Below are 12,382 nucleotides of genomic sequence, written 5' to 3'. Positions count from 1 at the left end.
CTCGGTGGGAAGAATCTCGGTGCTGGAAAGACCGCCGCCCAGCGAGGTCCACTAGAGTACGGAGGCAGGTAGCCGGTGAGACCTGAGCCGATACCGAGCCGATCCTGAGCCGATTCCGCGTCGATGTCGAGTTGATTCCGAGTCGGCCGACTCGACCGATACGGCCTGCGTCTCATCGTCGCTCTTCGCAATCTGACGTCCCAAGGGAGAATGCAGCGTGTCGATCGTGGACCGGATCCTTCGCATTGGCGAGGGCCGCACCCTGAAGAAGCTTGATGCCATCGCCGATCAGGTGGAGGCTCTCGCCGACGAGTACAGCGAGCTCTCCGACGCCGAGCTGCGCGAAATGACTGATGAGCTCAAGGAGCGCTACCAGGACGGGGAGACCCTCGATGACCTGCTGCCCGAGGCCTTCGCCACGGTCGTGGAGGCGGCCGACCGCGTCCTGGGCATGCGCCCCTACCACGTCCAGATCATGGGTGGGGCGGCCCTCCACCGCGGCAACATCGCCGAGATGAAGACCGGTGAGGGCAAGACCCTCGTGGCCACGATGCCCTCCTACCTGCGGGCCCTGACCGGCAAGGGCGTCCACGTCGTGACCGTGAACGACTACCTCGCCGAGTACCAGTCCGACCTCATGGGGCGCGTCCACCGCTTCCTGGGGCTGACCACCGGCTGCATCCTCGTGGGCCAGACGCCCGCCGAGCGCCGGGAGCAGTACGCCTGCGACATCACCTACGGCACCAACAACGAGTTCGGCTTCGACTACCTGCGCGACAACATGGCCCAGCGCCCCGAGGACCTGGTCCAGCGCGGCCACGCCTTCGTCATCGTCGACGAGGTCGACTCCATCCTCATCGACGAGGCCCGTACCCCGCTTATCATCTCCGGGCCGGCCAGCGGCGACGTGAACAAGTGGTACAAGGAGTTCGCCACGATCTCCGAGCGCCTGCGCGCGGGCAAGGACTACGAGGTCGACGAGAAGAAGCGCACCGTGGGTGTGCTCGCCACCGGCATCGAGCGGGTGGAGGACTACCTCGGGGTGGACAACCTCTACGAGTCGGAGAACACCCCCCTGATCGGCTTCCTCAACAACGCCATCAAGGCCAAGGAGCTCTTCCACCGGGACAAGGACTACATCGTGCGCGACGGTGAGGTCCTCATCGTCGACGAGCACACCGGCCGCGTCCTGCCCGGCCGCCGCTACAACGAGGGCATGCACCAGGCCATCGAGGCCAAGGAGCGTGTGGAGATCAAGGCCGAGAACCAGACTCTGGCCACCATCACTCTCCAGAACTACTTCCGCCTCTACCCCGAGGGCTCGCGCTCGGGCATGACCGGTACCGCCGAGACCGAGGCCGCCGAGTTCGCCGGCACCTACAAGATCGGCGTCGTCCCGATCCCCACCAACAAGCCCATGATCCGTCAGGACCAGCCCGACCTCGTCTACACCACCGTCGAGGCCAAGCTCGACGCCGTCGTCGACGACATCGCCGAGCGCCACGAGCTCGGCCAGCCGGTCCTGGTGGGAACCACCAGCGTGGAGAAGTCGGAGATCCTCTCCGAGCGTCTGCGCGAGCAGGGCATCCCTCACGAGGTCCTCAACGCCAAGCAGCACGCCCGCGAGGCCGCCGTCGTGGCCATGGCCGGCCGCAAGGGCGCCGTCACCGTCGCCACCAACATGGCCGGACGCGGAACCGACATCATGCTGGGCGGCAACGCCGAGCACATCGCGGTCTCCGCCCTCAAGGAGGCCGGTCTGGACCCCGAGGAGAACGCCGAGGAGTACGAGAAGGCCTGGCCTCAGGCCCTGGCCGCCGCCAAGGAGGCCTGCCGGGCCGAGCATGACGAGGTCGTCGAGCTCGGTGGCCTCTACGTGCTGGGCACCGAGCGTCACGAGTCGCGGCGTATCGACAACCAGCTGCGCGGCCGCTCCGGCCGTCAGGGGGACCCGGGCGAGTCCCGTTTCTACCTGTCCATGGAGGACGACCTCATGCGCATGTTCGCCTCCGGGCTCGCCCAGCGCATCATGTCCTCGGGCGCCTACCCCGACGACGTCCCCCTGGAGTCCAAGATGGTCACTCGCGGCATCGCCGGGGCCCAGCGCCAGGTGGAGTCGCGCAACTACGAGATCCGCAAGAACGTCCTCAAGTACGACGACGTCATGACCGAGCAGCGCGAGAAGGTCTACTCCGAGCGCCGTCAGGTCCTGGACGGTGAGGACCTCGAGCCCCAGATCGAGGCCTTCCGAGCCCAGGCCGTCACCTCCATCGTCGAGGCCGGCACGGCCGAGGGCCGCCCCGACGAGTGGGACCTGGACGCCCTGTGGGGCGAGCTCGGCCGCCTCTACCCGGTGGGCCTGACCCAGGACGAGGTCGTCGAGGCGCTGGGCGGCAAGAACGCACTGACCTCGGAGCGCCTCATCGAGGAGCTCACTGAGGACGTCGCTGTCGCCTACGAGGACGCTGAGGCCCGCATCGAGGCCAACGCCCTGGCCCATGTCCAGCTCGGCGAGGACCCCATGCGCACCCTGGAGCGCCGCATCCTGCTGGCCGTGGTGGACAAGCGCTGGCGGGAGCACCTCTACGAGATGGACTACCTCAAGGAGGGTATCGGTCTGCGGGCCATGGCCCAGCGCGACCCCCTCGTGGAGTACGCCAACGAGGGCGCCCGCATGTTCCGGGCGATGATGGAGGGGATCCGCGAGGAGACCGTTGAGCAGATCTTCGCCAACGTCGCCCGCTTCGACGCCGCCGCCCAGCGCGCCGCCGAGGACGGCACCGTCGAGGCCGCCCAGGCGGTCGCCAAGGCCAACGCCACCGCAGCGGCCGGCATCCGCGTGGGCCAGGCCGGCGGCCAGGGGCGCGGTACGGTTCTGGGGGACACCGGGCAGGCGTCTATGGAGCAGCGGGTCACCTACTCCGGCCCCAGCGAGTCCGGCGAGGAGGAGACCTCCGGGGCCTCCTCGCGCAGGGCCTCCCGTTCCGGTGCCGACTCCGGCGGCAACCGGGCCGAGCGTCGTCGCTCCAGGAAGAAGCGCCGGCACTGAGGCTCAGCGCGAGCTGACACGACTGTCGATGATCCCGTCGGAACCCGGCAACCAACCGGGGTTCGGCGGGATCACGCCATCTCCAGGCCGGTGAGGATCCAGCGTTCGCGCAGCAGCTCCAGGCGTGCTGCCGCGGCTCGGACCCGGTTGCCCTCCTCCAGCAGGACAGTGGCCTCGCAGGCTCCCGACATGGTCAGCTCGGTGCGCACGCTACGGATGCGCGGACGTCGTGGGCTGGACTGGCCTCCCAGGATCCGGGCGGCCAGCCCCGCCCGACGGGCGAGGGCCTCGAACAGGGAGGGGCTGGTCCAACGGACCAGGTGGTCCACCGGGCGCAGCCCGGCCAGGACCTCGCTGGCGGCCGTCACCACGATGGCGGCGGTGCGCGAGGCGTCAGTGCCGGCGGCGGGCCACTGCGTCAGGGGCGCACCCCGCGTGACGGAGCCTGCGTCGTTCACGGGCTTGGAGGGTTTGTGCGGAACCGCACGAGTCGGCGTCGGGTGGCTCGGTGTGGGGCGGCTACGACGTTGAGCGTCGGTCGTGCGGCGTGCGGGGCGGGTGGCTTGGGCAGTGGTGGTCGCGGTCATGGTGGGCTCCTGGGAGTGGGAGGGTGCCCCGTGGGCACGGAGTGCGAAGTGGAATGGGGAAGGTGTTCGGGGCCTGCGGTGGGGGCCGCCGGCGCTGGTGCGTTGCGGTTCATCGTGATGGCGCCTGACCTCCTGTCGGTGTGCTCGGTGCGGACAAGGAGTCCGGGACGCTCAGGACCGTGCCGGGCCGGATCAACGAGGGGTCGGCGCCGATGGCCTCGGAGTTGGCGCGGTACAGGGCCGGCCAGTCCTGTGCGATCTGTGCGGGGGCGGAGCCGGTGGGCAGGAGATGAGCAGTGATGGACCACAGGCTCTCGCCGGGCGCGACGGTATGAGTGGGGCTCGAGGAGGGTGGGGCGTCGGGGCCGGTAGGGGGCTGCGCCGCCTGGCTGCCCGGCGGTGTCGAGTCTGCTGACTGGCTTGCGCCCTCCGAGTCGCTCGAACCGGTCGAAGCGCTCGACGGGGACTGATCGGCCGGCGTCGACGGCGTCGAGGACTGCGACGGAGGTGAGGCGGGCACCGAGCTGGTGGGGCGCCATCCCAGGTCATCCCCGCCACTGGCCTCCTCGCTGGCCAGCGCCGGCGCCGAGGACAGGGAGACGAGCAGCGCGGAGGCGACGATGCGTCTCACCGCTGGCGCTCCCCAGGCCTCGAGGGCTCTGGCTGCCAGCGCATAGGCGCCGCCGCGACAGCGCTTGTCGGGGTCGTTCGCCCCGGGGCACGTCATGAGTGCCAGGAGGGCCGAGACCGCGTGCCACAGGGCCCCCAGGGCCCCGCATGTGCAGGTGCCGGCCACCACGGCGTTCGACAGGTCGCTCAGTCCCCAGGCCTGTGGCGGGACCTGCACGAGCTGCTCCGCGGCGCCGTGGGCCGTGCGTCCCAGAACTATCAGGACGGCCCCTGACGCTGTGGCCAGGAGCGTCAGTCGTTGACGAGCTCCCATGTCACCCTCCATCGCCGATGGTGTCGTTTGATGATGTTAGGTGTACTCCTATGGTGTGATGATGTCAATAGTGACGATATGACTTGCTGTGCGCTGATTCGTGGTAACGGGGCGGGAGTGGTGCTGAAGGCGCACGGCCTGAGCCGCCTCGGAGTGCTTTCCTCGGCGTGCGTACTGTGGTGAGGTGGGCCTATGGACTGGGACGCGATGATTGCCGACCTGGAGAGCAGCTTCGATGCTGAGCGCCGTGCGGACCTGGTGGCTCAGAGCGTCGAGCTCGCGGAGGCTGAGCACGCCTCCATCGAGCTCGTCGACCGTCTGCGAGGCTCGGTGGGCCGACTCATCCACCTGCGGACTCGCGGCGGTGTCCCCGTCGATGGTGTGGCCTGCCGGGTGGAGCCCTCCTACGTCCTCGTCGATGAGGGGGAGGGGCTGCAGGCCGTCGTCCCGGTGAGCGCGGTGGCCACAGTAGCGTCACTGGCCGGTTCGGCGCCCCGGGACGGCCGCCGTCGGCCCACGCTGACGGCCCTGATGCGTGAGATCGCCCGACGCGGAGCGCGGGTGCGCCTGGTGCTGGGCTCTGGAGAAGTGGTGGGGCGGCTGGTCCGGGTGGGAGCGGACCATGTCGATGTCGCCGTCGACCCTGAGGGCGGCATCCGCTCGCGTCGCGCTCCCGGGGTGGGCGGCGCAGGGGTTGTCAGCGTCATGACCGCTGCGATCGAGGTGCTGCGCAGTCGCTGACGTCGGCTAGCGGGCAGAGAGGTTCAGGGCGCCCCGTCCTCGTTCCAGCCCGCGGCGACCATGGCCCTGGTGGAGGCGAGCTGGCGCTGGATGTAGTCCTCCAGGGCCTGGTCCTCGATGCGCCAGAGCTTGCGGGCGCCGACCTGAATGGCGGGAAGGTCGCCGGTGCGGATGAGAGCGCGCACGGCCTGGGCGGAGAGCTGAAGCTGCTCGGCGACGTCGGCGATGGTCAGGAATCGTGTGCTCATACCACGATGATCCCACTGCTGGATCCGCTCCACAATTCTTAAAGACACTTGTGGATAACCTTGAGGTACTATTTTATCCCAACGATGATTGCAGGAGATCAAGGAGGATTCCCGTGATGTCATCTCGCCGCAGTCGAACCCTGACCGGTCCTGAGCGTCCCCGCGGTCGTTGGCGCCGGCCTGCCTGGAAGGATCCGCGTATGGCCGGGGGAGTGGTGCTGGTGGCCGGGGCCGTGGCCCTGGGGGCCTGGGCGGTCGACGCGGCCGCTGATACCACTCGCGTCTACGTCCTCTCCCAGGACGTCGCTCCCGGGACGGACCTGACTGCCGACGGCATTCTTACGGTGGTCGAGGCCCATCCCGGCACCGATGCCTACGTCGAGGCCGGGCACCTGCCGGACGGCGCCGTGTCCACGCGCTCCATGCGCAAGGGAGAGCTGCTGGCTGCGGCGGCCGTCAACAGCGGCCGGGAGCAGGAGCTGCGGCCGGTGGTCCTCACTGTCGCCTCCAACCTGCCGGCCTCGACCAAGGTCGGCGACTACGTCGATCTGTGGATCGTGCCCAAGGAGGGCGTGGCGGGCCGGCCCGCAGTCCAGGCGCCTGCCGCCGGGCAGACCGGGCAGAGCGGACAGGGCGGACAAGGAGGCCAAGGTGACCAGTCGGGGCAGGCCGGGGGGACTGGAGCCCGCCGCGTGGCCACAGGGCTGGTCATCGCCTCAGTCGGTGAGACCAGCAAGGGGCTGATCTCCGGACCCGGCACCGGGGTGGAGGTCAAGGTTCCCGAGGCCTCCCTCGCCGACGTTCTCAGCGCCGTCGGTCAGGAGGGGGCGCTCGTCCTGGTTCCCACCGGCCAGGAAGCGCCGGCGGAGAAGGCCTCGTGAGCGCCCCGGGTGCCGGAGTCCTCCTGGCTCTCAGCGGCGACGACGCCGAGATTCTGCGGGCGCTGAGCCAGGCGGGAAGCGGGCTGTGCGTCGTGCGCCGATGCGCCGACCTGCCAGAGCTGCTCTCAGCGGGGATGGCCGGACTGGCGGGCTTCGCCCTGCTGGACACCGGTTTCGACGAGATCGACCGCACCGTCCTGGACCGGCTCGCGCGCGCGGGCCTGAGCGGAATGCTCCTGGTGGAGGCCCACGAGGAGGAGCGCTGGCGTAGTGCGGGGTGGCCGATTCTCCGGCGCGACACGGAGCCCGGCCGGATCTGCGCGGCGCTGCAGGACCTCGTGCGTCGTGGTGGGGTCTCCGGCGTGGCCCCCACCGGGAGCGGGCCGGCAGCTGACGGCGCCGACTGGCTGAGCGCCGCCACCCCCGCTTCGACGGAACCGAACACGGAACCGCACACGGAATCGAACACTGCCGCCCAGGAGACCGCCTGGCTCGAAGAGCTGTGGCGCCAGTCGCCCGGCTCCCCTGAGGGCGGGACGGCGCCGTCGCAGCTGCACCGGCTCTCCAACGACGCCGGAGCCGAGGAAGACGCGGGGCAGAACCGGAGGTGCGGCCGGGAGCCGGCCGCCGCGGATACGCCGGAGCCTGTGCTGCCGGTCGCGGCGAGCCCGGCGGGTGACGAGCGTGGAGGGAGGGTTGTCCTGGTGTGGGGGCCTCATGGTGCTCCCGGGCGCTCGACGGTCGCTGTCTCCGTCGCTCACGGCCTGGCCGCCTGCGGCGGCGCGATCCTCGTGGACGCCGACGTCGAGGCTCCCAGCCTCGTCCAGCTCCTCGGCATGCCGGAGGACTCCTCGGCCCTGGCCGGGGCCGCCCGTCTGGCCACCCATGGCCGCCTTGACGCGGAGAGCTTTCGACGAATCCTGGCTCCGGTGGGCGATGGGCTCTTCCTGCTGGGCGGCCTGGGCAGGTCCGGGCGCTGGCGGGAGCTGCCACCGGCCTCGATGACCGAGGTGTGGGCGCAGTGCCGCCGGGCCGCGGCCTGGACCGTCGTCGACGTCGCCGGCGGGCCCGCCGATGACGACGTCGACGACTTCACCCTTGAGCCCGGGCGCGGGGCTGTGACGGCCGACCTGGTGTCGCACGCCGACGTCATCCTGGTCGTCGGCGGGGCCGACCCCGTCGGGGTGCGCCGGCTGCTCCAGCTCCTCGATGAGATGGGGGCCTCCATGAACCCCGCAGGCCGGGTCGAGGTCGTCATCAACCGGGTGCGGGCCTCGGCCGCAGGACCTTCTCCCCAGCAGGCTCTGCGAGAGGCCCTGGCGCGTTTCGGTGGGCTGGAGGACATTGTGCTCCTGCCCGATGATGCGGCAACGGCCGACGCCTGCCTGCTTCAGGGGTGCACTGTTCTGGAGCAGGCGCCCGCCAGTGCACTGGGCAAGGCCCTCAGTGCACTGGTCGACCGGATCGACCCGCAGGTCGCAGCGGTACGCAGGGCCGCCTCCCCGCGTCGTTCCCGGCTGTGGCGCTCCAAGCGGCGCGGTGGGCGCCGGGACCGCAGGAGCTCCGCAGCCCAGGCCGCAACCGTCAGAAGCAGGAGCCGCTCGAACGTGCGCAGCGCGGGTGCGAGGCGCCGCCGCCGAGACGGGGACGGGGGACAGGCGGTCGGTGAACGACCGCCGGCTCCCCAGGCGCCCAGCGGACTCATCCAGGCGCCGCCGCAGTCGCCCCCGTGCCTGCCACCATCGATCCAGCCGGCGAGCCAGCCAGTGAACCAGCCGCAGAGGCCGGTCCTCGGCTCGCCGCACCAACCCGGGACAGAGTCGAGTACGGGAACGCCCCCGGGGTCGGCGCCGCCGGGAACTGGTCGACACCGCTACTGAGAACCGGAGCGCGTGCGGTGCCGGGCGGGCCGCCCGGCTGCTTCGTGGAAGGGGGTGAGTGCGGAGGTAGGGCAGACTGGGCACATGCGCATCTACCTCCCCGCCACCGCCGCCCACCTGCGCGCAAGCGTCCTGGGGTCCTCACACCAGCCGCTCACGGCTCACGCCGCCACCCCGGCCCTCGCCCAGGCCCTGCCCGAGGAGGATGAGGAGGGGCTGGAGGTCTCCGCCTCGCTGTGCGCCGCCGACGCCTCCGTCGTCCTGCTGGCCGAGCCCGAGGCCGTGGGCCTGGCCGACCGGCGCATCGTCATCGCGGCCGACGTCGACGCCGAGAACGTGCGTGAGCTTCCCGTGGAGGGCGATGTCCTGCCCGGCACGATCGAGGTCACCGGTGAGATCTCCTGGGAGGACGTCGCCGCCCTGCTCGTGGACGAGCCCGAGGCGCAGGACGATGTACGAGCCGCCAGACTCGGTGACGAGGACGCCTTCGAGCGCGCTGCCGACGCCGACCTGCTCTGGTACGACGTCACGGAGCGAGAGGCGCTGGCCGAGAGTCTCGGCGTCTGACTGGGCCGGCAGCGCAGGTCAGTGCGGGGCGCGCCCGCGTCCGACGTCGGACTGCCCGCTGCCCCCGAACCCAGGCCGACCGGGGGATGCTTTCGTCCAGCATTCGCGGTGACGTGACCAGTTCCACGGCCGCCTGCCTTGCGCCGCGGAGGTCGCTGCTGGGTAAGGTGCTCTCTGCCAAAGACCGCAGGTCGCCCGCTCCGGCGGGACCAAGTCCACATCAGGTGGGGCCGGCGCAGGTGAGAACGAGACTTCTTCGGGCATGCCCGAATTCAAGCCCCGTGCCCACCGGCGCGGGGCTTTTCCAGTGAATGGACCCCTGCGGCATACCACGGAAGGAGGGCCCATGGCACGGCCTGACAAGGAAGCAGCCGTTGCTGCACTGGCGGACAAGTTCCGCCAGGCTGACGCGGTCCTGCTGACTGAGTACCGGGGACTGAGCGTCGCCCAGCTCAAGGAGCTGCGTCGTTCCCTCGCCGGTAACGCCGAGTACACCGTGGTGAAGAACACGCTTGCTGCGATCGCCGCCCGCCAGGTCGGGCTCGAGGACTTCGCCGACGACCTTACGGGCCCCTCCGCCCTGACGTTCGTCACCGGTGAGCCGGTCGAGGCCGCCAAGGCTCTGCGTGACTTCGCCAAGGACAACCAGCAGCTCGTCATCAAGGGCGGTGTCATGGACGGCGCCGTGCTGTCCGCCGACGGCGTTGACAAGCTTGCCTCTCTCGAGTCCCGCGAGGTGCTGCTCGCCAAGACCGCGGGCGCCATCAAGGCGTCCCTGTCCAAGGCTGCGTACCTCTTCGCCGCACCGGCCTCCAAGGCCGTGCGCACCGTCGACGCCCTGCGCGAGAAGCAGGAGACCGCGGCCTGAGGCCGCACGCGTCATCCACCAACCCTGCGCGCGCAGGAACCTGATAAGGAAGGAACGCCCATCATGGCGAAGCTGACCACCGAAGAGCTCATCGAGCAGTTCAAGGAGCTCACCCTCATCGAGCTGTCCGAGTTCGTCAAGGCCTTCGAGGAGACCTTCGACGTTACCGCCGCCGCTCCGGCCGCCGTGGCCGTTGCCGCCGCCCCCGGCGCTGCCGGTGGCGACGCCGCCGCCGAGGAGAAGGACGAGTTCGACGTCATTCTCGAGGCCGCCGGCGACAAGAAGATCCAGGTCATCAAGGAGGTGCGCGCCCTGACCTCCCTCGGCCTGAAGGAGGCCAAGGAGCTCGTCGACGGCGCTCCTAAGCCCGTCCTCGAGGGCGCCAACAAGGAGGCCGCCGAGAAGGCCAAGGAGCAGCTCGAGGGCGCCGGCGCCACCGTCACCCTCAAGTGAGTCTCTCCCCGCTGCCTGAGGCGGCCTGAGGGTCGCAGAGGGCCGGGGAAGCCCATCTTCACCGGGTCCCGTCCACCATGAGGTGGGCGGGACCCGGTCGTGTTCCGGGGGCCTGGTGCTGTCCGGCCCCTGTGTGCTTCGACGTCGTCGGGCTCGGGGCGGTGGGGGATCGGGGACGTACATGTGCGCCGAGGACTGCGATGTCCTCTAGGTCACTGAGGTCCGTCCCCAGTGGTCTGGGGGAGAACGCAGTCGCCGATCGGAAAGTACGTTCCCGACGCCGGTGGGCGCGTTCGATGAGTCAGGGTGCGGCGTCGGGAACCGCGACCTCATGGCACCAGCACTCCGGGTGGACGCTCGCCCCACAGTCCGCCACCTTGAAGCCCGGCCACCGGCGAGAGGTGGGAGACCACCTCCAGGGGGAACATCGACAGCAACCGGTCCGCCTGGGTGCGCATGTCGCTGAGCGAGGACCACGTCGCCCGGAAGAACCTCCACCCCAGCGACTCGAGCGCGTCCTGGCGGAGCTTCTCGAGGAAGACGTCCTCCTCGGTGTGGTACTTGGTTCGGCCGTCGAACTCCGCGACGACATGGTGATCGGGCCAGCCCAGGTCCAGGAAGCGGTCCTTGCACAGCCCCGGAACCGGGAACTGGGCAATGGCCCGAGGCAGCCCCACCACGAGCGTCATCCACCGCAGCACACTCTCCCCGGGCGAGACCGCCCAAGGGGTGGCGGCGGCCAGTACCGCACGCGCCTGCGCTATCCCTCGCCGCCCCCGATGACGTGCCACGAGCTCCTCCCAGCAGGCGTGAGCCGAGCGCAGCCGCGTGGCGCAGGAATCTCGGTGCCACGGATCGGGTCGGCAGTGCCGGTTCAGAGCCGCATCGGCGATGGAGAGCGCGTTGAACGGGGGCTCGTCGCAGGCGCAGTCGAAGGCGGTGCGCAGCACGGACGTGACGGGAACCCCTCCAACCGTCTCGATCTCCTCGTCGCGCAGCTGAAGCTGGCGACGGTGCATTCGGATCGGGGTGGCCTCGGGGTGCACGGGATCGATAGGAGCGGGTACTCCCGACGACGGGTACCGGAAGGCGGGCAGTGTCGTTGTGGTCAGACGTGGGTTACCGGAGACGGCGAGGTAGACGTCCGGCTCACCTGTCCACATCGCCAGGCCATGAATCAGGGCTGCCGATGTGTGAGACAGACAGGTGGCGGAGGGGAGGAGTTGTTGCGCGGCAATCGCACGCGCTAAGGACACCATGAACCGCTGCTCCCAGCGTCGCCTGCCCGGGACTGCGTGCAGGTAGGCGCCCGGCATGAGTCGCAGCAGATCAGGATTGCGCGACGCGTGGAAGCGCTTGCGGCCGCCTGAGTAGATGATGGTCGGCCGAAGGTGCGCCGGGATCGGGCAGATGGGAGTGGGGCGGCTGGCAGTGGTAGCGACGGGGCTCATGCAGCGAGTCTTCTCAAGAGTTTCGGGGCATGGCGAGTGCAGAGCCCCGTGGGTGTGGACTCGCCGGAGTCTGAAGGCAGGAGTGCTTCGCTGTGGATCCCGCAGTGACCACTGAAAGCCCGCTTCCCGGACGAGAGGCGGGAGCGACGTGCTCGTCGCGACGTCGTCGGGTTGGGACGGCCAGCAGGTGGACGGGTTGGAGGGGCGGTGGGGGATCGGGGACGTACATGTGCGCCGAGGACTGCGATGTCCTCCAGGTCACTGAGGTCCGTCCCCAGTGGTCTGGGGGAGAACGCAGTCGCCGATCGGAAAGTACGTTCCCGACGCCGTCGGCCGGAAGGGCTCGGGCGGGCGCAGAGGCTGCGGGGGTCGGGGACGTCCAGGGCTGTCAGAGCCGGGGGAGTGGGCGGCTGGGCGTGCCGGGCGCGAGCCGGCCGGCAGCCGCTCAGCGAGAGGCGCCCACTGAGGGACTCAGGTCACGCGGTGGACACGGGTGGGGCAGTATGCGCGACTGTGGTGGGAATCGCAAGGAACCAGGGCGGATCGGCGTGGAGTCCTTGACGTCGGCCGTGTACGCTAGCGCTTTGCGTGCATTGTGTGTATTGGTGCGAGGAGTATCTGCCCTCCGCACGGGCTTCGGCCCGTCGGAACCCTGGCGGGCGTGAGCCCGGCAACGGAGATTCTACTCAACCCGGTGCTCGCAGTGCGCGTTGT

At 70.1% G+C, this 12,382-nt stretch carries 11 protein-coding genes; 7 read left to right on the top strand and 4 right to left on the bottom strand.

Features of this window, described 5'->3' with window-relative positions:
- Window positions 1–217 precede the first annotated feature (217 nt).
- Window positions 218–3,049 carry a preprotein translocase subunit SecA gene (secA, locus tag AB7V09_RS06155; protein WP_009406964.1) on the top strand — a complete coding sequence of 944 codons (2,832 nt, stop codon included), beginning with the start codon at window positions 218–220 and terminating at the stop codon, window positions 3,047–3,049.
- Between the two features lie 71 nt (window positions 3,050–3,120).
- Here secA and AB7V09_RS06150 read toward each other — a convergent pair whose 3' ends face one another.
- Window positions 3,121–3,636, bottom strand: a complete 516-nt coding sequence (locus tag AB7V09_RS06150) for an Rv3235 family protein (RefSeq protein WP_043538165.1) — start codon at window positions 3,634–3,636, stop codon at window positions 3,121–3,123.
- Between the two features lie 109 nt (window positions 3,637–3,745).
- Window positions 3,746–4,591, bottom strand: a complete 846-nt coding sequence (locus AB7V09_RS06145; protein ID WP_419143237.1) for a LysM peptidoglycan-binding domain-containing protein — start codon at window positions 4,589–4,591, stop codon at window positions 3,746–3,748.
- 180 nt (window positions 4,592–4,771) lie between these two features.
- Between AB7V09_RS06145 and AB7V09_RS06140 the strand changes: the two genes are divergently transcribed.
- A complete protein-coding gene (locus AB7V09_RS06140) occupies window positions 4,772–5,320 on the top strand; it encodes a Fis family transcriptional regulator (RefSeq protein WP_419143236.1) in 549 nt (182 codons plus the stop codon).
- 23 nt (window positions 5,321–5,343) lie between these two features.
- Here AB7V09_RS06140 and AB7V09_RS06135 read toward each other — a convergent pair whose 3' ends face one another.
- On the bottom strand, window positions 5,344–5,568 hold the full coding sequence (locus AB7V09_RS06135; RefSeq protein WP_003786975.1) for a helix-turn-helix domain-containing protein: 225 nt from the start codon (window positions 5,566–5,568) through the stop codon (window positions 5,344–5,346).
- A gap of 200 nt (window positions 5,569–5,768) precedes the next feature.
- Between AB7V09_RS06135 and AB7V09_RS06130 the strand changes: the two genes are divergently transcribed.
- From AB7V09_RS06130 to rplL, 5 genes are all read left to right on the top strand, one after another.
- Window positions 5,769–6,449, top strand: a complete 681-nt coding sequence (locus tag AB7V09_RS06130; RefSeq protein ID WP_314156356.1) for a hypothetical protein — start codon at window positions 5,769–5,771, stop codon at window positions 6,447–6,449.
- Window positions 6,446–8,329 carry an AAA family ATPase gene (locus AB7V09_RS06125; protein ID WP_419143235.1) on the top strand — a complete coding sequence of 628 codons (1,884 nt, stop codon included), beginning with the start codon at window positions 6,446–6,448 and terminating at the stop codon, window positions 8,327–8,329. The genes AB7V09_RS06130 and AB7V09_RS06125 overlap by 4 nt, the downstream gene beginning before the upstream one ends.
- A gap of 84 nt (window positions 8,330–8,413) precedes the next feature.
- Window positions 8,414–8,896 carry a DUF6912 family protein gene (locus AB7V09_RS06120; RefSeq protein WP_009407045.1) on the top strand — a complete coding sequence of 161 codons (483 nt, stop codon included), beginning with the start codon at window positions 8,414–8,416 and terminating at the stop codon, window positions 8,894–8,896.
- A gap of 346 nt (window positions 8,897–9,242) precedes the next feature.
- Window positions 9,243–9,764, top strand: a complete 522-nt coding sequence (gene rplJ / locus AB7V09_RS06115; protein ID WP_009407225.1) for a 50S ribosomal protein L10 — start codon at window positions 9,243–9,245, stop codon at window positions 9,762–9,764.
- Window positions 9,765–9,827: 63 nt separating this feature from the next.
- Window positions 9,828–10,217: a 50S ribosomal protein L7/L12 gene (rplL, locus tag AB7V09_RS06110; RefSeq protein ID WP_009747839.1), complete on the top strand. Its 390-nt coding sequence runs from the start codon at window positions 9,828–9,830 to the stop codon at window positions 10,215–10,217.
- A 329-nt stretch (window positions 10,218–10,546) separates the two neighbouring features.
- Here rplL and AB7V09_RS06105 read toward each other — a convergent pair whose 3' ends face one another.
- Window positions 10,547–11,668, bottom strand: a complete 1,122-nt coding sequence (locus tag AB7V09_RS06105) for a hypothetical protein (protein ID WP_419143234.1) — start codon at window positions 11,666–11,668, stop codon at window positions 10,547–10,549.
- Window positions 11,669–12,382 lie beyond the last annotated feature (714 nt).

It is taken from the genome of Actinomyces sp. SKVG-SVH-4(1), assembly GCF_048514265.1.
GTDB classification, from domain to species: domain Bacteria; phylum Actinomycetota; class Actinomycetes; order Actinomycetales; family Actinomycetaceae; genus Actinomyces; species Actinomyces oris.
This window is presented reverse-complemented; position numbering and strand designations above follow the sequence as displayed.

What these genes read in the sequence shown, in the direction of transcription:
- rplL (WP_009747839.1), top strand. Translation starts at nt 9,828, where the DNA reads ATGGCGAAGCTGACCACCGAAGAGCTCATCGAGCAGTTCAAGGAGCTC.
- AB7V09_RS06130 (WP_314156356.1), top strand. Translation starts at nt 5,769, where the DNA reads ATGGCCGGGGGAGTGGTGCTGGTGGCCGGGGCCGTGGCCCTGGGGGCC.
- AB7V09_RS06135 (WP_003786975.1), bottom strand. Translation starts at nt 5,568, where the DNA reads ATGAGCACACGATTCCTGACCATCGCCGACGTCGCCGAGCAGCTTCAG.
- AB7V09_RS06105 (WP_419143234.1), bottom strand. Translation starts at nt 11,668, where the DNA reads ATGAGCCCCGTCGCTACCACTGCCAGCCGCCCCACTCCCATCTGCCCG.
- AB7V09_RS06145 (WP_419143237.1), bottom strand. Translation starts at nt 4,591, where the DNA reads ATGGAGGGTGACATGGGAGCTCGTCAACGACTGACGCTCCTGGCCACA.
- AB7V09_RS06150 (WP_043538165.1), bottom strand. Translation starts at nt 3,636, where the DNA reads ATGACCGCGACCACCACTGCCCAAGCCACCCGCCCCGCACGCCGCACG.
- rplJ (WP_009407225.1), top strand. Translation starts at nt 9,243, where the DNA reads ATGGCACGGCCTGACAAGGAAGCAGCCGTTGCTGCACTGGCGGACAAG.
- AB7V09_RS06120 (WP_009407045.1), top strand. Translation starts at nt 8,414, where the DNA reads ATGCGCATCTACCTCCCCGCCACCGCCGCCCACCTGCGCGCAAGCGTC.
- AB7V09_RS06140 (WP_419143236.1), top strand. Translation starts at nt 4,772, where the DNA reads ATGGACTGGGACGCGATGATTGCCGACCTGGAGAGCAGCTTCGATGCT.